12 protein-coding genes are annotated in these 20,949 nt (G+C 58.8%); 5 read left to right on the top strand and 7 right to left on the bottom strand.

What is annotated here, in order from left to right; translation table 11 throughout:
* The first annotated feature begins 426 nt into the window (after positions 1 to 426).
* The gene (mgtA, locus tag ACZ5DH_RS01810; RefSeq protein WP_464255464.1) at positions 427 to 3,129 is read left to right on the top strand and encodes a magnesium-translocating P-type ATPase; all 2,703 of its coding nucleotides are present in this window, start codon (positions 427 to 429) and stop codon (positions 3,127 to 3,129) included.
* A 438-nt stretch (positions 3,130 to 3,567) separates the two neighbouring features.
* Here mgtA and ACZ5DH_RS01805 read toward each other — a convergent pair whose 3' ends face one another.
* Entirely contained in the window at positions 3,568 to 3,915 is a 348-nt protein-coding gene (locus tag ACZ5DH_RS01805; RefSeq protein WP_464255463.1) for a DVU0772 family protein, read from the bottom strand.
* Positions 3,916 to 4,586: 671 nt separating this feature from the next.
* Here ACZ5DH_RS01805 and mdlC point away from each other — a divergent pair.
* Positions 4,587 to 6,209, top strand: coding sequence for a benzoylformate decarboxylase (gene mdlC / locus ACZ5DH_RS01800; RefSeq protein WP_464255462.1), 1,623 nt, complete (start codon positions 4,587 to 4,589; stop codon positions 6,207 to 6,209).
* Between the two features lie 234 nt (positions 6,210 to 6,443).
* Positions 6,444 to 7,388 carry an AEC family transporter gene (locus tag ACZ5DH_RS01795; RefSeq protein ID WP_464255461.1) on the top strand — a complete coding sequence of 315 codons (945 nt, stop codon included), beginning with the start codon at positions 6,444 to 6,446 and terminating at the stop codon, positions 7,386 to 7,388.
* Between the two features lie 436 nt (positions 7,389 to 7,824).
* Here the strand turns inward: ACZ5DH_RS01795 and ACZ5DH_RS01790 are convergent, their stop codons facing one another.
* Positions 7,825 to 10,572: a tetratricopeptide repeat protein gene (locus ACZ5DH_RS01790; RefSeq protein ID WP_464255460.1), complete on the bottom strand. Its 2,748-nt coding sequence runs from the start codon at positions 10,570 to 10,572 to the stop codon at positions 7,825 to 7,827.
* A gap of 85 nt (positions 10,573 to 10,657) precedes the next feature.
* On the opposite strand from ACZ5DH_RS01790, the gene ACZ5DH_RS01785 reads away from it, so the two are divergent.
* Positions 10,658 to 11,023, top strand: a complete 366-nt coding sequence (locus tag ACZ5DH_RS01785; protein ID WP_464255459.1) for a molybdenum cofactor biosynthesis protein MoaE — start codon at positions 10,658 to 10,660, stop codon at positions 11,021 to 11,023.
* Between the two features lie 435 nt (positions 11,024 to 11,458).
* The gene (secA, locus tag ACZ5DH_RS01780) at positions 11,459 to 14,029 is read left to right on the top strand and encodes a preprotein translocase subunit SecA (RefSeq protein ID WP_464255458.1); all 2,571 of its coding nucleotides are present in this window, start codon (positions 11,459 to 11,461) and stop codon (positions 14,027 to 14,029) included.
* A 448-nt stretch (positions 14,030 to 14,477) separates the two neighbouring features.
* Here secA and gcvPB read toward each other — a convergent pair whose 3' ends face one another.
* From gcvPB to ACZ5DH_RS01755, 5 genes are all read right to left on the bottom strand, one after another.
* The gene (gene gcvPB / locus ACZ5DH_RS01775; RefSeq protein WP_464255457.1) at positions 14,478 to 15,926 is read right to left on the bottom strand and encodes an aminomethyl-transferring glycine dehydrogenase subunit GcvPB; all 1,449 of its coding nucleotides are present in this window, start codon (positions 15,924 to 15,926) and stop codon (positions 14,478 to 14,480) included.
* The gene (gene gcvPA / locus ACZ5DH_RS01770) at positions 15,923 to 17,254 is read right to left on the bottom strand and encodes an aminomethyl-transferring glycine dehydrogenase subunit GcvPA (RefSeq protein ID WP_464255456.1); all 1,332 of its coding nucleotides are present in this window, start codon (positions 17,252 to 17,254) and stop codon (positions 15,923 to 15,925) included. The genes gcvPB and gcvPA overlap by 4 nt, the downstream gene beginning before the upstream one ends.
* Positions 17,255 to 18,016: 762 nt before the next feature.
* Positions 18,017 to 18,403: a glycine cleavage system protein GcvH gene (gcvH, locus tag ACZ5DH_RS01765; RefSeq protein ID WP_464255455.1), complete on the bottom strand. Its 387-nt coding sequence runs from the start codon at positions 18,401 to 18,403 to the stop codon at positions 18,017 to 18,019.
* 121 nt (positions 18,404 to 18,524) lie between these two features.
* Positions 18,525 to 19,607 (bottom strand): glycine cleavage system aminomethyltransferase GcvT, encoded by a 1,083-nt coding sequence (gene gcvT / locus ACZ5DH_RS01760; protein ID WP_464255454.1) that lies wholly within the window; start codon positions 19,605 to 19,607, stop codon positions 18,525 to 18,527.
* 243 nt (positions 19,608 to 19,850) lie between these two features.
* On the bottom strand, positions 19,851 to 20,837 hold the full coding sequence (locus ACZ5DH_RS01755; RefSeq protein WP_464255453.1) for a lipoate--protein ligase: 987 nt from the start codon (positions 20,835 to 20,837) through the stop codon (positions 19,851 to 19,853).
* Between the last annotated feature and the right edge of the window lie 112 nt (positions 20,838 to 20,949).

The raw sequence follows: 20,949 nt of genomic DNA, 5'->3' as shown, positions 1-20,949 counted from the left end.
ACGCAGCCGCTGAGCAGGCCCGACGTGAAATCACCTTAAGGAAGCACTGATTAAAGAGCCTCCTGGAAACGCGCAGTTATTTCTTTTGGCAAGGCGCGCTCTTTTTTTGAAGCAGGAGTGGACTCTTCCGTCCTCGACTGTTTCAAAAAAAGTGAAGCAACGCCGCCAAACGGAATAAATCAGCGTTTCCTTAACGCGCACGCCGCGCAAAACCGCCGCCCCAGAGGCGGCCCGCGAAAAAGGAGTTCCTGAGCCATGGACCATCCCCCTAGTAGCTTCGCAGCGAATGCCCCAACAGTGTTCGCTGCGGACATGAGCATCAACATTATTACCGCCGCACCGGCCGCAAGGCTGCATTTCCTCTCCTATACCGCATAGGCAGGACATGCTTCCGCCGCGCGCCTGAAGCGGCAGGAGGCCATGCCAATGTTTTTCGATTTCCGCAAGGGGGCGCGCCCCGCGCCTGCCCACACCTCCCTTAGGGCCGCCGATGCCGCCCAAAAAAGCCTTAACGAGCTTTTCGCCAGCTTTGATTCGTGCGGCGAAGGCCTGCAGGAATCCCAGGCGAAGGCCCGGCTTGAGACTGAAGGCCGCAACGACGTCGCGCGCGAGCGTGTGCCCAACCCCTTGGTGCAGCTCGCCGGGGCTTTTAATAATCCCTTCATTTACGTGCTGCTTCTTATCAGCGTCGTCAGCTTTTACAGCGACTACTGGCTGCCGCTGGGCGCTGGCGAAGAGACCGACGGCACCAGCTCCGCCATTGTGCTGGTAATGGTGCTTCTGAGCGGGTTCATGCGCTTCTGGCAGGAATATCGCTCAAACAAGGCCGCCGAAGCCTTGCAGGCCATGGTGCACACAACGGCCGCCGTGACCCGCCGCAATGATGAGGGACAGTCCGAAACCAGGGAAATCCCGCTGGCAGAGCTGGTTCCCGGCGATATTGTGCGGCTTTCCGCCGGGGACATGATCCCCGCTGACGTCCGTCTGATTGAGTCGCGTGACCTTTTTGTCAGCCAGGCTGCCCTTACCGGGGAATCCCTGCCTGTGGAAAAATACGACACCCTTGCCGCAGTGGCGGAAAAATCCGCCGCAACCGCCGGGCAAACCGTTCCCTCTGGTCGCGCCCTTGATGCGGGCAATATGTGCTTTATGGGAAGCAATGTGGTCATCGGCACCGCCACGGCCCTTGTGGTGGCCACCGGGGCCAGCACCTATTTCGGTTCGCTGGCCAAAAGCATTGTGGGCACCCGCTCCCAGACGGCCTTTGACAGGGGCGTCAACAGCGTAAGCTGGCTGCTCATCCGCTTCATGCTCTGCATGGTGCCCATTGTCTTTTTTATCAACGGCTTCACAAAGGGCGACTGGAGCGACGCCTTCATGTTCTCCCTGGCCATTGCCGTGGGCCTCACGCCAGAAATGCTGCCGATGATTGTCAGCGCCAACCTGGCCAAGGGCGCGGTGGCCATGTCGCGCAGCAAGGTGGTGGTCAAGCGCCTCAATTCCATCCAGAACTTCGGGGCTATGGACATCCTGTGCACAGATAAAACCGGCACCCTGACGCAGGACAAGATCATTCTCGAACGCCATGTGGACGCTCTGGGAAACAGGGACGATGACGTGCTGCGCCTCGCCTGGGTCAACAGCTATCATCAGAGCGGCATAAAAAACCTCATGGACAAGGCCATTGTCCATTTTGGCGAGCAGCACCCTGAAAACGGCCTGCCCCGTCACATGCACAAGGTGGACGAGCTTCCCTTCGACTTTGTGCGCCGCCGTCTCTCGGTCATCGTGTCCGACACTTCCGGCGAGCACCTTCTGGTATGCAAGGGCGCTGTGGAAGAAATGCTCTCCATCGCGTCGGGTGTCTACGTGCACGGGCAGGTCGTACCCATGGACGCCCAGTGGCGGCAAAAAATCATTGATCTGTCCGAGGATTACAACCGTGACGGTTTCCGGGTGCTGGCCCTGGGCGCAAAGGCCATCAAGGGCGACGACATCCGCCAGCAGTATACCACAGAAGCGGAAAAAGACCTGATCATCAGGGGGTTTCTTACCTTTCTTGATCCGCCCAAAGACAGTGCCGAATCCGCCATTGCCGCCCTGCGCGAACACGGCGTGGGCGTCAAGGTGCTCACGGGCGACACGCCGGTCATCACGGCCAAGATCTGCCGTGAAGTCGGCCTGGAACCGGGAACCGTGCTCACCGGCGACCAGATGGACGCCATGAACGAGCAGGAACTGCTTGCGGCCGCCCGGGAGCACAACGTGTTCGCAAGGCTCACCCCCTTGCAGAAGTCACGCATTATCAAGACGCTGCAACAGGGCGGCCACACCGTGGGCTTTCTTGGCGACGGCATAAACGACGCTCCCGGCCTGCGGGATGCGGATGTGGGCATTTCCGTGGATTCCGCCGCGGACATCGCCAAGGAATCCGCGGATATCATCCTGCTTGAAAAAAGCCTGATGGTGCTGGAAGAAGGGGTTGTCAAAGGCAGGGAAACCTTTGGCAACATCATGAAATATCTCAACATGACGGCGAGTTCCAACTTCGGCAACGTTTTTTCGGTGCTGGTGGCCAGCGCGTTCATCCCCTTTTTGCCCATGCTGCCCATCCAGCTGCTGCTCCAGAACCTCATGTATGACTTCTCGCAACTTTCACTACCCTGGGACAGGGTGGACAAGGAGTTTCTGCAAAAACCCCGCAAATGGGACGCAAAGAACATCGGCCGTTTCATGGTCTGGATAGGCCCCACCTCATCCATTTTCGACATAACCACCTATGCGCTCATGTGGTTTGTCTTTGGCGCAACCAGCGTTGAGATGCAGTCGCTCTTCCAGTCCGGCTGGTTTGTTGAGGGCCTTCTCTCCCAGACCCTCGTGGTGCACATGCTGCGCACAAGGAAAATTCCCTTTGTGCAAAGCACGGCCGCCCTTCCGGTGTTGCTGCTGACAGGAACCGTCATGGCGCTGGGCATATACCTGCCCTTTTCCGGGCTGGGCGCCCTGGTGGGACTCGAGCCCCTGCCCTGGAGCTACTTCCCCTGGCTGGCGGCCACGCTGCTGTGCTACTGCGTTGTGGCGCAGGGCATGAAGGTGGTGTACATCCGTAAGTTCGGCCGCTGGTACTAGGGAAACGCTGATTTATTTCGTTTGGCGGCGTTGCTTCACTTTTTTGAAACAGTCGAGGACGGAAGAGTCCACTCCTGTTTCAAAAAAGATCGCGCCTTGCCAAACAAAATAACTGCGCGTTTCCAGGAGGCTCTTTAATCAGTGCTTCCTTAGCAATAGGGGAACATGGTGCAGTACTTTGCGGGGGAGAGGACCCTTTTGCAAAAGGGTCCTCTCCCCCACGCCCCCTCCCCCTAAAACTTTTACTGTGTTGTAGTATAAAAACTGAAAAGCCCGGCAATTCCTGTGCGGAATTGCCGGGACAGAACTGTAAAGGGGCCGCAATGCGGCCCCTTACGCGTTTCACTTCAGTACATGTACGGTTCCCTGGCCACAGCCTGTATGCGCTGCTGCGACCAGATATGTTGCGAAAACGCAAGACTGCTGCGCCCAAGTGGGCTAATCCTGCTCTAGCTCGCGCTTGAGCCAGGACTTTACTTCAGGAGTCGGCGCGCTGATGCCTCGCCAGTCGCCATGCTCCTTGCGAAAATCTTCCATAAGATTCTTGGGCAGGGGCAGGCTGATGAGATCGTCCGCCCTTTCGGAGTTACGCCGAACCAGCCGCACCATGGGGGGACTCTGCCAGCTGTCCACAACAAAGTAGTGGGCCACATCGTCCTTGGAACGAACCGGAGGATACTCCGAATGCCAGTCATTATTGCCCCATTCAAGATACATGGTCACCGCATGCTCCGGGGTCAGATTCCAGTCTATATCGTAAAGTGCAAAGTCCTTTAGTTGCGACATGGCGTCCTCCTCATTGGTCTTGTTCTATCAATAATCATTCTTGAAAGCCTTGGCAAGACATACTGGCCCCAAAAAGCCGCAACCTGCTGGCAATGCTGCTGAATTCATATGGCTATTTATTATTTAAATAGTACTTTAGAGCAATTTAACTTTTAAATTGCTCTGACGGCTGCGTGAGCAGACGTTCGCTACGGAGGCGTAAGCGCAGTTTATCTGCGCGGTTAAACGCCGAAGTGAGCGTGCCTTAAACTTTGAGAATGTATATTCTCAAAGTTAATGTGCTCTAGATCATAGCGTAATGAAAGGACGCGCAGCAACCCTATATTTTCAAGCCCCAAACACGCCTGGGGCAACGCGCTTACGCAGCTCCACACGCAGTCACGCGGCTGAAGGCATGCGCGCTCTGACCGCGGAAAGAGGGATTGTTTGGCATGCGTGCGGCTGACAAGGGCACGCGCGCGGTCTGCCCACAGCGCAGGCGCCAGACTATGCGACTCAAAGCGGTAAGAATACACATCCGCGCAGTGCTTGCCCTGACGGCGTCGTAATCGGGCAGGATCTTTAATCAAATCATAAATATTGTCATGGCAAATACTATATTGTCAGGCGACTTCGGCCATGCTACCCCATAGGAGTAATAGTAATGTTAACCGTCAATCACGGAGATATTTATGGTTATGACCATCCGAGAGGCGACCTTCAAGCTTTTGCGCCAACTGGGCCTTACCACCATCTTTGGCAATCCCGGCTCCACCGAAGAAACCTTTCTTAAGGATTTTCCAAAAGACTTCCGTTACATACAGACCCTTCAAGAAGCTTCCGCCGTAGGGGCCGCCGACGGCTACGCCCAGGCCACCCGCAGACCGGCGCTGGTGAATGTGCACACCTCGGCCGGGCTGTGCAACGCCATGAGCAACATTCTTTCTGCCAGGATGAACCAGACGCCCCTGATCATCACGGCGGGCAACCAGACCCGCGAGATGCTCCTTATGGAACCGTGGCTCACCAATGTGCAGCCAGCGGAACTGCCCAAACCCTGGGTCAAGTGGAGTTACGAACCTGTGCGCGCGGAGGATGTTCCCGCAGCCTTTATGCGGGCGTACGCCATGGCGTTACAGCCCCCGGCCGGGCCTGTTTTTCTGTCCATCCCGCTTGATGACTGGGACAAACCCGCCCCTGGAGAACCCGTGGCGCGGTGCGTGGCGACCCGCATCGGGCCGGATCCCGAACGTATCGCCAAGTTTGCCGACCTGCTCTCCAAAGCCAAGAAGCCCGCGCTTATCTATGGCGCGGCCATTGCCAGGGGCAACGGCTGGAAGCAGGCCATTGCCCTAGCCGAAAAGCTCAACGCCCCCGTTTGGGCGGCTCCCGCCTCTGAGCGGCCCCCCTTCCCCGAAGACCACCCCCTTTACGCCGGAGGCCTGCCCTTTGCCATAGGGCCGCTGGCCAAAAAGCTTGAAGGGCACGATGTGGCCATTGTCATCGGCGCGCCGGTTTTTCGCTACTATCCCTATGTGAAAGGCCCCTATATTCCTGAAAAACTGCACCTGCTGCACATTTCTGACGACCCGGAAGAAACCGGACGCGCTCCGGTGGGCGACAGCATGCTCTGCGACGCCGTACTGGCGCTGGAAGCGCTGGAAGCCCGCGTTAAAGCGCGTCCCAATTCCCCGACAGTCAAAAAGCAGGCGCACCGTATGGCCCCGCAACCGGCCGCGCCCGAGCCTTGTCAATGCAACATGCTGACAGCACTTGAGCTTTTTAAAATCCTGCGCGAAGCCACCCCTGCCGAGACCGTTCTGGTGGAAGAATCGCCGTCCAATCTCGGCGAACTGCACGCGGCCTGGCCCGTGAAGCTGCCAGACACCTTTTACACCTTTGCCAGCGGCAGCCTTGGCTGGAACCTGCCCGCCAGCGTGGGCATTGCCCTGGCAGAACGCGACAGTGGCCGCAACCGCCCGGTTCTGGCCATCATTGGCGACGGCTCCATGCAATACTCGGTTCAGGGACTTTGGACAGCAGCCCAGCAGGATCTGCCCATTCTCTTTGTCATACCCAGGAACGGCGCATACGCCATCCTGAAATCCTTTGCCGCTCTGGAAGAAACCCCCGGCGTTCCCGGTCTTGACCTGCCCGGCCTTGACCTCGTTTCCCTTGCCAGGGGTTACGGCTGCGAAGCCCAGCGCGTCGAAACCGCGGATGGCGTGCGCAAGGCCTGCGCCCAGGCTTTCAAGCGTTCCGGCCCCACGCTGCTTGAAGTGCCCATCATTCCCGCCATTCCTTCCCTGCTTTAGCAAAAAACGCTGCCCGGCCCTGTAAAAAAGGCCGGGCAGCGGCCATCCATCCGTCAGCAGCCGTAAGTCTGCGCACGAACCACAACAGCGCGGCAGCGCCCCCATGGTGTTTTCGGTTTTTCCTGTCAAAAAACACGGCTGACAACCGTGGCGCATGCATGCGACCACGCCGGTTCGCCGTCAGACGCGCTTTCGGCGTGAGCGACAGACCACACGGCAAAAAAGGAACCTTCTATGCTTGAAACGATCATCATGGCCCTGCTCCCCATTGTGGTCACACTGCTCCTGGGCCTTTTGGCCGGGTGGCGGCACGACTTCACCCAGGATCAGGCCTCCATACTCAACCGCATGGTTATGGGCTATGCTTTGCCAATGCTTCTTTTCGCGGGCATTCTGGGCACTCCCCTTGCTGAAGTGCTGAAAAACGTCCAGGTTTTTTTGTGGCTGGCTGTGGGAATGGCTGGCGGCTTTATACTGGTATTCCTGATTTCCCGCTTTGTATGCGGGTCGGACGTCAGGCTGGCGGCCCTGCGCGGTCTGGCCATTGCCGGGCCTGCCGTGCCCTTTGTGGGCACCCCGGTACTGGGCCTGCTGTTTCCGGTGGAGGCCGATCTCTCCGTAGCCGCAGGCAGCATACTTCTGAACCTTGTTCAGGTTCCCCTGGCCCTTGTTTTTCTTGTGGGTTCAGCGCAAAGCGCCAGCGACGGACAGAAAAAAAGCGCCGCGCGCATTGTGGCTGCGAGCATTGTCAATGCGGTCAGGCAACCCGTCGTGTGGGCGCCGGTGCTCGCTTTCACCCTGTTGTTGCTGGGGCTGGACATGCCCAAGGTTCTCAAGGGCTCATTTCTGCTGCTGGGGCAGGCGACCGGCGGCGTGGCCCTGTTTGCGGTGGGCGCGGTGCTTTATGCGCAAAAGGTGAGCGTGTCGTTGCCTGTGGTTGTCAACGTCATTGCCAAGAACATCGTGCTGCCGGGCATGACCCTTCTGGCCATGATCTGGCTGGCTGTTCCGGGTACCGAGCGCGGGCTGGTTGCCGTGACGCTGGCCATTCCCACGGCCTCCATCGCCGTCATCTTTGCTGTGGAATATGGCACAGGCCAACAGGAAATGGCTTCAACCCTGTTCTGGAGCACCATACTGTCAGTCCTCACCATGGGCGGCTTTATCTGGCTGACATAATGCCGCGTGACAGATGCCATGCGAAAAAGCCCGCCACCTGCAAAGAATTGCAGGGATTGGCGGGCTTCTCAGCTTTTACATCCGATCCGGTTCCGGGCGCTGGAGCGGACAAACGTTACAATGGCGTGCTGCCTGAAAGGCGCTGCCCCGGCTCCCCTCATTTCAGGTCAGAAAACTCGCTGTGCCGCACGGCAACACAACAAGAGTTTTAGAGCATTTTCACTTTGAAATTGCTCTGGCGACTGCGTGAGCAGGCGCCCGCAGCGAAGGCGTAAGCGCAATTTATTTGCGCTGTTAAGCGCCGAAGTATGCGTGTCTTAAACTTTGAGAATGTCCATTCTCAAAGTTAATCTGGTCTAGGGGGTGGGGGCCTGGGGGAGGAGACCCTTTTGCAAAAGGGACCCTCCCCCAAAAGCATTCTCTCCCTCACAAAGTATTACCCACTCTTTTCCTTATACTTGCGCTGCGCCTCACGGACGGCCATGGCCTCACGCGCTTTCCGGGCTTTTTCCTCTTCGGCGCGGCGCTGTTTGCGGACGCGCTCAAGGCGCGCCTGCTGGGCCTGCTCACGTTGCTGCCGCGCCTGTTCCAGCAGTTTTTCGCGTTTGCTGTCAAAAACAAGGGTGGAACGCAGGGCCGCAATGCCGAGGGCCACAACGGACACGATGAGAATAAGCACCTTCTGGATGGACCACTGGTCGTCGCCCAGAATGTCACGCAGCCAGCCCAGGCGCAGGCTGTCGCCCCAAAAGACCACCACGGGCACGCCAATAAAGCAGAGCAGCAGCCCGACGAGTTCCAGCCACAAAAAAGTTTTGCCCATGGTGAGGCCGAAAAGCGTCCCGTCGCGCACCATACGCAAGAATTGCAGACGCTTGCGCAGGTTGCGCAGCAACTCCGCCAGACGCGGCGTATCGGCCTGCGTGCGCTTGAACGATTCCGCTTCCTTGAAATTGCAGGAAAAGGCACGGTTGATAATGCCCGCGCTCTCATTGAAGTCACGACTGAACTGGCGCAGGGCAGCGGGAAAGGGGAACCAGGAGGCTTCATCGCGAACTTCTTGAATAATATCAAGATAATATTTGTATTTATTGCGCAGGTCTTCCACTTCGTGACTGATGCAGGCTTCCAGCTCTTTTTCCAGAGCAGGCAGTTCTTCCACAACCTTGAGATAGGCAATATAGGTATTGGTATTGGCGAGCTTTTCGAGCTGTCGCACCTTTGCCCCAAGCTGCAACTGCACGAGATGCTCGGGCGGAAACCAGTCGTCAAGCCGGGCATGCAGGGCATTGATGGCCCCGCCGTCCGCCTCGGCCTTTTTCTTGGCCTCGGCCCACAGATCATACAGGGAAGAAAGAATGAGCAGACGCCCCCGCTCCAGTGCAGGGTCCACCAGCACACGATTGAAGTAGGTGGGATCTTCGCGGATAAGCTTTATCAGCAGATCCTGCACCGCTTCGGCAAAGCCCATTTTCACCTTGCAGGCCATTTCACGGTAGCGGACTTCACGCCACTGGGGCATGACGCGCCAGATCTGGCCATACTGTTCAATGGCCGCGCCAAAATGCCCCTGCTCTTCCTCAAGTCTGGCCTGCAAAAACTCGTTCCAGGCCTGAAGCATGGGCGATGGGGCGAGCATGGCCGCTTCGCCAAAGGCTGCGTCGGCGCGTGCGAAATCCTGCCGCTGCACATGGCAGAAGCCCAGAACCATCCGCAAACGCCAGTCGCGCGGATGCCGCCCGATGCTCTGGCTTGTTTTTTTATCAATCTCCGCCAGCCCTTCGGGTGGGGCGGCGGTGAGCTTTTTCAGCAAATCCCAGGCCGGGCTGTCGTCACGGGGGGGTGGGTTATCGCCAGGTTCGGGGTCGCGCATGCGGTACAGCCAGTGCTGGGGCACATTGCGCAACTGGCACATGCCATTGATGTCCAGCACGCCTTGCAGCACAAGCCCCGCGTCGCCGCCCTCTTCCAGCAGCACGCCATAGCCCGCCGTATGCTGCTCGGTAAGCACCTGCTCGACGCGACGGAAGCCATCGTTGATGGCGTCCAGGTCCAGATTCGCCACCTTGTCCCACAAATCCCGTCCGCTGGGCGGAATCTGGCGTGTGGGGCACTGGGCCGCCGTATGGCTGTGGATGCCGCAGTAAAAACACCCGGTTTCCGCCGCGTCGCCCGCTGTGAGCTGGGCGGGCATGAGCAGGGGGATGGAACGCTCGCTGAGGCTGTTCTCGTCCAGCAGCACGTTGCACCAGCTGTCCATGCTCATCTGTTCGCCGGTATATCGCAGGTCGCGAACCGTAAAACCCTCGCCCAGCAGATAGGCGTTGCGATAGCTCAGGTAGGGGAAGTCCGGCATGAGGTTGTCCCACTGCAGGCCGATCTTCTTGGGCAGGTCGCTGTTGAAATTGAGATTGTTGCGGTCGGCAACCACGCAGACGCAGGGCCAGCACGCCCCGGCCTCCCCGTTTTCCTTGTCGCAGCCCTGCAGATAGTCGCGCAGAAAGGTGCGCAGCATAAGCAGATTGTCCATGGCCAGCATCACAAAGGAGCCGCTGACAATGGACTTTATCTTGAGCCGCTGCAACAGCGCCTCGATCTTTTTGAACATGGCGCTCCAGCCGCTCTGGTAGGCTTTGTCCAAAGGACTGCCCAGGGGGTGCAGGATGGCGAACCAGGCCTGGGTGGAGGCATAGGGCATACGCACGTCCACCAGCATGGTAGCCCAGTCTACCGGGCTCATGCCCTGGCGGCCCGCGCGGCGCTCAAAATCAATACCGGGAAGATTCTTTTTGCCTTCGCGGCTCTTGGGATGCACCCATACTTCAAGGCTGTCGCGCACCAGCATTTCCTGCGTCTGCAGGGTCGCGTCCAGCAAAAGGTTCACGTCGCGCTTACGGCCAAACTGCAAACGTCCAGGAAAAAGTTCTATGCTTACAGGCAGTTCGTTAAAGTTGCCCCAGACCATAAGCCGGGCCAATGCCAGAAAGACATCATCGGTAAAAAAGAACCACAGGGCCTGCTCTTCTTCCTCGCCCACCAGCATGCCGCCGTAGTTGAGCAGCGTCTGCCCGACGGCAGGGGCCAGTTTGCCATGCCAGCAGACCCACAGAACATGGCCCATGGTGCTCATGCTCATGTCTTGGGTCTCGGGAAGTCGGGACAATAACTGCGATAGCTGGGCCATGAACAAAATCCTTTATGAAGGCGCGGGCCTGGTATATACTGCCCAGCGCCACAATCGGATGTGGATCAAACCAAGGCGGTTCCCAATGGATATTAACAAAACTCTTCAGGAACTCAAAGCCCGCCCCGGCTTCACCGACCACGTGGGTATGATGCTCGTTCACAACGGTGTGGTACGGGGATGGTCCCGCAACGACCATTCCCCGGTCACTTCGGTAGACATCACACCCGACCGGGAAAAGATGGCCGCCATTGTGGCCGAGATGGAGCAACGCCCCGGCATTTTCGCCATTGTGGCCGATGCCGAAGAGGGCCTGCTCAAACCCGGCGACGACGTGCTCTTTCTGGTTGTGGCCGGCGACATACGCGAAAACGTCAAGGCCGTCTTTGCGGAACTGCTGGACAGAATCAAGGCCGAAGCCGTCATAAAGCAGGAACATCTGCAAGACTGACCGCGATCCTGCCACGGCCCCGTCCAACGCCCAAAAGATGATTTCACGAGCGGCGCTCTTTGTATTGTATCGGCAGCGATAACAGAAAGATAAGTCCTGTGGCGAGAATAAGTCCCGCAGCGGTTTTCTTCCTGCCTGACGGCAGCCGGCGACCCCGCGCAAAAGAGCCTCGGCAATACCCGCAAACAGCGAGCCTCACCGTCGCGCATGCGCGCTGCCCCGCCGCCAGGGCGCGGCGGCTCCGGATTTCACCTTTCCCGGCGGAGGCCGCGCCCGCCCGCATTGCCAACCCGGCATTTATGTCTTATTTTAAGGAGATGCCGCCAGCCCCCCAGGCTGCTCAGGACCGTGGGCCCCGAGTTTGCGCCGACGCGCCATAAAGGCGCGTGCATCCGGGCCAAAGGCGGCTTGCCCGTGCCCAACAGAGGAGACTTCATGTTCGGCTTTCTTTTCAAAAAAATATTCGGCAGCAAGAACGAACGTTATTTGCGCCGTCTGCGCCCCCTTGTGCAGCGTATCAATGCCTTGGAACCACAAATGCAGGAGCTGGCGGACGAGGATTTCGCCGCCCGTATCCTCCAGTACAAAAATGCCGTTCAGGAAGAAGGCCAGAGCCTGGACGCCCTTCTTCCCGAAGTTTTCGCCCTGGTGCGCGAGGCCTCGCGGCGCGTGCTGAGCATGCGCCACTATGACGTGCAGCTTATAGGCGGCATGGTCCTGCACAAGGGCAAAATCGCCGAAATGAAGACAGGCGAAGGTAAAACCCTTGTGGCCACCCTGCCCGTGGTGCTCAACGCGCTGTCGGGCAAGGGCGTGCACGTGGTCACGGTCAACGACTATCTGGCCAGGCGCGACTCGGCCTGGATGGGCCAGCTGTACGGCTTTCTGGGTCTGACCACGGGCGTCATCGTTCACGGTCTTGACGATGAAGAGCGCAAGCAGCAGTACGCCGCCGACATCACCTACGGCACCAACAACGAGTTCGGGTTCGACTACCTGCGCGACAACATGAAGTTCTACGGCCACCAGCTGGTGCAGCGCGGCCACAATTACGCCATTGTGGACGAAGTGGACTCCATCCTTATTGACGAAGCCAGAACGCCCCTCATCATTTCCGGCGCTTCCGACGAATCCGTGGGCTTTTACCGCACTGTGGACGAAATAGTCCGCAAGCTCCAGCCCGAGCATTACACCATTGACGAAAAAGCCCGCACCGCCATGCTCACCGACGAGGGAGTGGCCCACTGCGAAGCGATGCTCAAGGTCGACAACCTCTTCGACCCCGCCAATATCACGGCGCAACATCACGTCATGCAGTCGCTCAAGGCGCACCAGATTTTCAAGCGCGACGTGGACTACATCGTGCAGGACGACCAGGTGGTCATTGTTGACGAATTTACGGGCCGTCTCATGGCTGGCCGCCGCTATTCCGACGGTCTGCACCAGGCGCTGGAAGCCAAGGAAGGCGTGACCATCGCCGCCGAAAACCAGACGCTGGCCTCCATCACCTTCCAGAACTACTTTCGCCTGTACGAAAAACTTTCGGGCATGACGGGTACGGCGGACACCGAGGCCGTGGAATTCCACCAGATCTACAATCTGGAGGTCATCTCCATCCCGCCCAACAGGCCCATGGTGCGCAAGGACTACCCCGACCTCATCTACCGCAGCCGTCAGGAAAAATTCGACGCCATTGTGGAAGCCATCACCGAGCTGCACAAAAAAGGGCAGCCCGTGCTTGTGGGCACCATTTCCATTGAAACGTCCGAAATGCTTTCGCACCGCCTGAACAAGCTGGGCATTCCCCACAACGTGCTCAACGCCAAGCAGCACGAAAAAGAAGCCGAAATCGTCGCCCAGGCCGGTCAGGCGGGCAAGGTCACCATCGCCACCAACATGGCCGGGCGCGGCACGGACATCGTGCTGGGCGAAGGCGTGGTGGACCTGGGCGGCCTGCACATCCTCGGCACCGAGCGGCACGAAAGCCGCCGCATCGACAACCAGTTGCGCGGCCGTTCAGGCCGTCAGGGCGACCCCGGCTCCTCCCGTTTTTACCTGTCGCTTGAGGACGACCTCATGCGCCTTTTCGGCTCCGACCGCATCAAGGGCCTTATGGAAAAGCTGGGCCTGCGTGATGGCGAAGCCATTGAAAACGCCATGGTCACCCGTGCGGTTGAAGGCGCGCAAAAGCGTGTTGAAGCGCATCACTTTGAAATTCGTAAAACCCTGCTGGATTATGACAACGTCATGAACCAGCAGCGCGAAGTCATCTATGCGCTGCGTCGTGAACTCATGGTGGAAGAAGACCTTGATCCCGTCATGGACGAGTTCATGAACGACGTGCTGGACGACGTGTACGGCTCGCTTGAAAACGTGCCCGTGGACGATCAGGACGGCATCCGTCAGGCGGCCTTTGCCCGCCTGCGCGACGTGTTCAACCTTGACCGCGTGCTGCCTGAAAATGCCCGCCTGCCCGAACGCGAGGAGTGCGGCCCCCTGGTGCACAAGATTCTTGGCAGTCTCAAGGCCGAAACCGGCGACAGCTACCGCGACATCCAGCGCTACTTCATGCTTGAAGAGCTTGACCGAAGCTGGAAGGAACATTTGCGCAACATGGACGCCCTGCGTGACGGCATCGGCCTGCGCGGCTACGGCCAGCGCGATCCCAAGCTGGAATACAAGCGTGAAGGCTTTGAGCTGTTCCAATCCATGCTCTTCCAGATCCGCGAAAGCGTCTTCCGCGCCCTGACCAGAATTCGCGTGGCCCCCGCCGAACCCGTGGTGGACGCCATCGAGGTGGCCCCGGAAGAGGCCGAGCCCCAGGGCCAGCCGCTTGCGCGTGAATTCCGCCATAAAGAACGGGCCAGCAGTCTGTCCTACTCCGGTGGCGGCGATGTCGAAACCTCCAACACCCCGGCCAAGGCCGCGCCCCGTATCGGCCGCAACGACCCCTGCCCCTGCGGCAGCGGCAAAAAGTACAAAAAGTGCTGCGGCGCGGATAAATAACAGCCTGTTTCAGGGCCATGCCTTCCCGGCAAGTGTCTTGGCCCTTTGTACGCCCCGCATGGGGTGTGAAACCAGGCTCCCACGAACCTGACAGCCCGATAGCAAGAGGGGGCCGCGCAAAGCGCGGCCCCCTCTATTTGTATCTGGCTCTTTGAAATACACTCGAAAGCGCTGCCCCTGAAAATCCTTTTTCAAATCAGGAGGCTCTCTGCAAAAACTGAAGCAAAGGTACAAGTTCGAGACAGCGTCGTCACGAGATGAATTTCCTGTTATATCAAGGAGAACAAGCCTTTTATGCAGGGAGTGTACTCTGATGGTACTCGACCGGAATAAAAGGCGAAGTTCGACGCAGAAATATCAGGAAAGGCGCTCGTGACGACACTGTCTGGGGGAGGCGACCCTTTTTCAAAAGGGTCCCTCCCCCACAAACCACTTCAAAAATAAAGCCTTAAGCCATGTCTTCCGTAAGGATCATGTTGCGGGCCGCCGCCGTCTCGTCCATGCGGCGAGCGGGCAGGGTCACGGGAGCGTCCAGCAGTGCCTGCGGATCGTTCTTGGCCACGAGCATGATGTCTTCCAGAGCCTGCACAAAGGAGTCCAGGGTTTCCTTGCTTTCCGTTTCCGTGGGTTCGGCCATGATGCACTCATGGACGATCAGCGGGAAGTAGATGGTGGGCGCGTGGAAACCACGGTCCAGCAGGGCTTTGGCTATATCCAGCGCGCGGGTTCCCTGAGGCGCGGAGGCCACGAACTCGTGGGCGCACAGCCGTGCGGCATAGGGGATGTCCAGAACTTTTTCCAGACGCTTTTTCAGGTAGTTGGCATTGAGCACCGCGTATTCCGAAGCCCTGGTGAGCCCTTCGGCCCCGAGGCGCATCATGTAGGCAAGCGCGCGTATCAGTATGCCGAAGCTGCCGTAGAAGGGCCCCATATAGCCGATGGACTGCGGCACATTATAATCAAGGCTGAACATGCCGTCCGGCCCCTTGCGCACGCGCGGGGCGGGCAGGAAGGGGATGAGGCGCTCGCCCACGCCCACTGGCCCGGCGCCGGGGCCGCCGCCGCCGTGCGGGGTGGACAGGGTCTTGTGCACGTTGAGGTGCACCACGTCAAAGCCCACGTCGCCCACGCGCATCTTGCCCATGATGGCGTTCATGTTGGCGCCGTCGTAGTACAGCAGGGCGTCGATCTTGCGCAGTTCCGCCACGATGCGGGGCAGGTGCACTTCCATAAGTCCCAGCGTGTTGGGGCAGGTCATCATGAGGCCCGCCACATCCTCGCCGTGCTTTTGGATGGCGGCCACAATGGCGTCGGGGTCCACCATGCCGTCGCGGGATTCGATATTGATGGTCTCAAAGCCCGCCAGAGCCGCCGAAGCGGGGTTGGTGCCGTGGGCGGCGTCGGGGATGAGCATCTTTTTGCGGTTACGGCCCTTGGCCTTGTGGTAGGCGGCGATGAGCTTGACGCCCACAAATTCGCCGTTGGCCCCTGCCATGGGCTGCAGGGTAAAGGCCTTCATGCCGGTGAGTTCGCAGAGCAGATTTTCGGCCTGATACACGCACTCAAGCGCGCCCTGGGTGCAGCCGACGCCGCTGCCCAACTGGGCGAGCATGGGATGCAGACGCGTAAAGCCGGGCAAGGAGGCCACATACTCCGTGAACTTGGGGTTATACTTCATTGTGCAGGAGCCAAGGGGATAGAAATTGCCGTCCACACAATAGTTGAGCTTGGAAAGGCCGGTAAAATGGCGCACCACGTCCAGTTCGGAGCATTGGGGCAAGCGGGGCTCTTCCTTGCGCAGCAAGCCTGCGGGCAGCATGTCCGCGGCCTTGGGGGCGTCGGATTCTAAACAAAAGGCGCTGCGACCGGGCACGGATTTTGCGAATATGGTTTTCACAACAGACCTCCCACGGTTTCGGCCAGCATGCCGATCTGCTGACGGCTGTTGCGTTCGGTGCAGGCCAGCAGCAAGACGTTTTCCATGCCGGGATAGTACCGGCCAAGGGGATAACCGGGCACGCAGCCGTGTCCGGCAAGGGCGTCCACCAGCGACTGGGCCGGGATGGGCAGACGCAGGGCCACTTCATTGCCGTAAGGAGCATCGTTGAGCAGTTCAATGCCCTTGATGGCAGTGAGGCGTTCCACGGCATAGCGGGTAAGCGCCATGTTGTTTTCAGCCAGCCGCGTGAGGCCGCAGGGGCCGAGCAGCGACATGTAGATAAGCGATCTCAGGGCGCACAGCGCCTGGTTGGAGCAGATGTTGGACGTGGCCTTGGCCCTGCGGATATGCTGCTCGCGGGCCTGGAGAGTAAGCACATAGCCCGTTTTGCCGTCGAGATCGTTTGTGCGGCCCACAATGCGGCCGGGGAACTGGCGGATATGCTCTTTGCGGCAGGTCATTATGCCAAGGTAGGGGCCGCCGAACGAAAGGGGCATGCCGAGGCTCTGCCCTTCGGCCACGGCCACATCCGCGCCCATTTCGCCGGGCGTTTTCAGCACCGACTGCATGACCGGGTACACGGAGATGACGCCGAAAGCCTTGTGCTCGCGCGCTTTGGCGAACACCTGGGTATAGTCGGCCACCGCGCCGAAGAAGTTGGGATTCTGCACAATGACGGCGGCAGTGGTGTCGTCGATGGCAGCCATGAGCGCGTCAAGGCGGCTCACGCCCTTTTCCTGTTTGACGGTTTTGAGTTCAAGGTCAAGGCTGGAAATATAGGATGCCAGCATGACGCGCCAGATGGGGTTGACGGCCTCGTCCACCACCAGCACGCGGCGGCGGGTGGCGCGAACAGCCATCATGGCGGCCTCGAAAATGGCGGAACCGCCGTCGTACACCGAGGCATTGGCGCAATCCATGCCCATGAGGCGGCTTATGGCCGTCTGGAATTCAAAAATGGCCTGCAGGGTTCCCTGCGAGCACTCGGGCTGATAGGGCGTGTAGGAGGTGTAGAATTCGCTGCGCCCTGAAAGCGCGTCCACAGCCTTGGGGATGTCGTGGGCATAATAGCCCGCGCCAAGGAAGGACATGATATCCGGGCAGTTTTTGGCGGCCAGGCCCTCAAAGTAGGCGCAAACGGCTGCTTCGGACTGACCTTTGGGCAGATTGAACTGTTTGGGGCGCATTTCCGGAGGAATATCGGCAAAAAGGCCGTCCAGATCGCGCACACCAACCACGGAGAGCATCTCTTGCAACTCTTCCGGTGTGTGGGGGATGTATGGCATATCTGCTCCTTGAACATGTTACGCGTGACGGATGCCTGGAAGGTAGGGGCGAATCCGTTGGAATCAGCGGCGGCGCCCGCCGCTCACTTTGAGCGGGCGGGCCTGTATGCCGCGTCGCCATATTCCGGGCCGCAACCCCGGGCGCCGTTACCGGTCCCAAGGCATTGGGGGGGCTGGCTTGGGGCATTTCACCTTGAAATGCCCGGGCATCTGCGTGCGCAGACGCCCCCGTAAAACGAAACGCAACTTCAACCGTGCCCACAGGGCTTGCGGATAAAGGCAGCACCGCCAGCAGGACAGTTGCAAAAACCCCCTGGCGGCTGCGTGAGCAGGGCTGGCCGTGAAAGCCAGGCGCGGCGTATCCGCGGATCACGCACCCTTACCTTTGCGAACGCACATTCTCAAAGGCACCCTGCCCCAGAATCCAAACCAGACGCAAAGCGCAATACCGGGGAATCTGTCGCGCTCCGGCATGAAAGCCCACCCTGCAAAGGCGTGATAACCAAAAGTTTGCGCCTTGTGCGGCAGGCCCCTGCCACCCTGCCTCCGCTTACTCCGGATCGTGCGGAATGACGAGGATTTCAGCCGAAAAACAAATTCCCCGTGGGGCAACCTCTCAATCAGATTAACGTTGAAATGTCGCGCTGTTCAAAGGTGTCATTCTGCCGAAATATGATTTCCGGCTGAATCTGCGCCACGTTGCGGCGCGCCACACCTTTGTGCAGCGTTGGCGCATTTACCCTTTTTCAAAAGTAAAATGCTCTAGTGTCCTTCAGTGGCGCAAAAGGCTTCGTACGCAGCCGCGTCCATAAGGCCTTCAGGCTTGCCGGAAACCTTGACTCGAATGAGCCAGCCCTCGCCGTAGGGGTCGCTGTTGCATTTTTCGGGGGCGTCTTCCAGAGCGGTGTTGACGCCGGTGACATCACCGCTTACCGGCGAAATCAGGTCACTGGCCGCCTTGACGGACTCAACGGAGCCGAACTCCCCTTCCGCACTCACTTCGTCGCCCACCAGGGGCAGTTCCACATAGGTGATGTCGCCGAGGGATTCCTGGGCAAAGTGGGTGATGCCCACCACAGCCTCGTCGCCCTCCATGCGCACCCATTCGTGGCTTTTGCTGTACAACAGATCCGTGGGATTGGTAGCCATATGCGTTCTCCTGAAAGTTATTGGGAGCAAAGTGCGCGCCGTGGCGGCACGCAAACCATCACAGATTCAACCCCGCGGGCGGCGCTCGGCCTTACGGTCCACTGGCCGCCCCACGCGGGCGTCAGGCCAGTTTTTTGCGGGCCGTGCCGTCCTTGTAGAAGGGAACGTCCACTTTCACGGCGGGCAGTTCCGTTCTTGAGGCGCGCACCACAAAGTTTTCCTTGTCGGCATGGGCGGCGTCCACCCAGGCAAAGGCAATGACATAGCCCAGAGAAGGCGCGAAAGAACCGCTGGTAACACGGCCCACCACATCGCCGCCGGGCAGGGCCACGGCATCGCCATGACGGGCGGCGCGGCGGCCCTCGATCTTCAGGGGCACCAGAACCTCGCGGATGACCTGCGCCCCTTCCTTGCCCACATAGTCCGCCTGACTTGTCATCATGCGGCCCATGCCAGCCTCGGCCGGGCTGTGGTCTTCATCAAGGTCATGCCCGTACAGGGGCAGGCCCGCCTCAAGGCGCAGGGTGTCGCGCGCGCCAAGCCCCACGGGCTTCACGCGCTCGTCGGCCAGCAGGGCCTTCCAGAAGTCTTCTGTCTTGCTGGCGGGCAGATAGAGTTCATAGCCCAGTTCGCCGGTGTAGCCCGTGCGGCTCACCAATACGGGCACGCCCTGCCACTGCGATTCGCGGAAAGAGAAATAGCCGAGGTCATGAAAGTTCTGACCCATGAGCTTTTCAAGCACGTCCAGCGAATCCGGGCCTTGCAGGTCCACCTTGCCGGTATCGTCTGAAATGTCAGTAATTTTTACGCTTTCCGGCAGGCGGGTACGCAGGGTGGCCAGATCGTCGGCCGCGCAGGCGGCATTGACCACCGCCATGAAGGATTCCGGCCCAAAGCGGTAAATGATGCCGTCGTCAAGCACGCCGCCCTTGGCATTGAGCAAAAAGCCGTAGCGGCATTTGCCCGGAGCCAGGGTTTCAAGGTTGTGGCTGACGGCAAGCGACAGGGCCTCAGCCGCGCCGGGACCTTCAATGCGGAATTCGCCCATGTGGCAGATATCAAAAATACCGGCATGCTTTCTGGTATGCAGGTGTTCCGCAAGAATTCCTTCATACTGGATGGGCATGAGCCAGCCGGCGAAAGGAGCCATCTTGGCGCCCTGGGCTTCATGCCAGGAAGTAAGCGGAGTTCGCAAATCCGACATGTCTTCTCCTTGGTCTGGGTGTGGTTACAAAATAACTGCGTCATGCCAGGCACTGGGCGCAGCCCCGAAGGAAACCAACAATGCACTTATATACAAGGGATACCACTTGCAAAGAACAGACACAAGAAGTGTGAAAAAATTATCAGCATTCCATATTCATTGCGGTTCGCATTCTACAATACGCAACGCGCCTCAAACATTCACCAAATTATCTTTCACACTTGCCCGTTGTGGTTCAGTTTCTTACGTCTGAACAAAAAACCGTGTCATAACAGATGGTTCACAGTTACTGAAATAGCAGGACAAATCAGTCTGTTTCAAAACGTGTTCCAGCTGTTCCGGCTCTCGTGAAACACCAGTAAGGCGCTGCTCCAACTCTTGAATACCCTCTCCTGCATTGCAGAAAAAATCTCCCAATATTTTACATGCGGATATGTGCCCGCCTTTTACGTCAATGCGCAGTTCAACCGTGCCCCAATCAAAGCGCTGTCGCTTGCGTTCGGTAAAATTGGGCATGGCGCCGTAGTTCCAGCTCCACTGCCGGTATTTTTCATCGGCCAGCCTTTGAGCTTCGGCCACGAGGGCTTCGTCCACCGTGCCGGGAGCGTCGGCGCAACGGCGCACCAGGGCCGCTGTCAGAGCCGCGATATCACTGCCGGAATGCCAGTATTCCGAAATATTGCCCACCCGCGACCGCACCGAGGCAACGCCCTTGGACCGCATTTTTTCAGGGTCTACATTCAGAGCATCCACAAGTCGCTCAAAATTCACGTCAATAAGCAGGGTTCCGTGGTGCAGCACCTTGCCCCGCCGCAGCATCTGCCCGCTGCCGGAAATTTTGCGTCCTTTGGCCTCAATGTCGTTACGGCCCGATATCACGGCCTGCACGCCAAGATCGGCCAGAGCAGCGCACACGGGTTCCAGATAGCGCCTGAAGTCCACCTTTTCGCGGCCATTGGCGTGTTCAATAAAGGAAAAATTGAGATTGCCCGTATCGTGGTACACGGCTCCGCCGCCGGTTATACGGCGCACCACAGGCAGATTTTCGCGGCGGATGAAGTCCGCGTTCACCTCATCGGCTGTGCATTGATGGCGGCCCACGATGACCGAAGGGCCATTCTGCCAGAGCAGAAACCAGCCGGGATGGCCAGCAGGCAAGGACTGGAACAGAACTTCTTCAAGTGCAAGATTGAAGCTTGGATCAAGGGTCGAAAAAGTCAGATGCTCCATGCTTCCTCCTTCGGAAAAGAGAATGCCGTGCTTCAGGCGGCAAGGTCAAGGGAGTGGGAGGATATTTCCAAAATTATTGACAAATTTGTCAAGGCATAAAGGATTTCGCCCT

This window comes from Desulfovibrio simplex (assembly GCF_055387835.1).
Note: the sequence above shows the minus strand (reverse complement) of the source record. Positions and strands in the feature narration are given on the sequence as shown.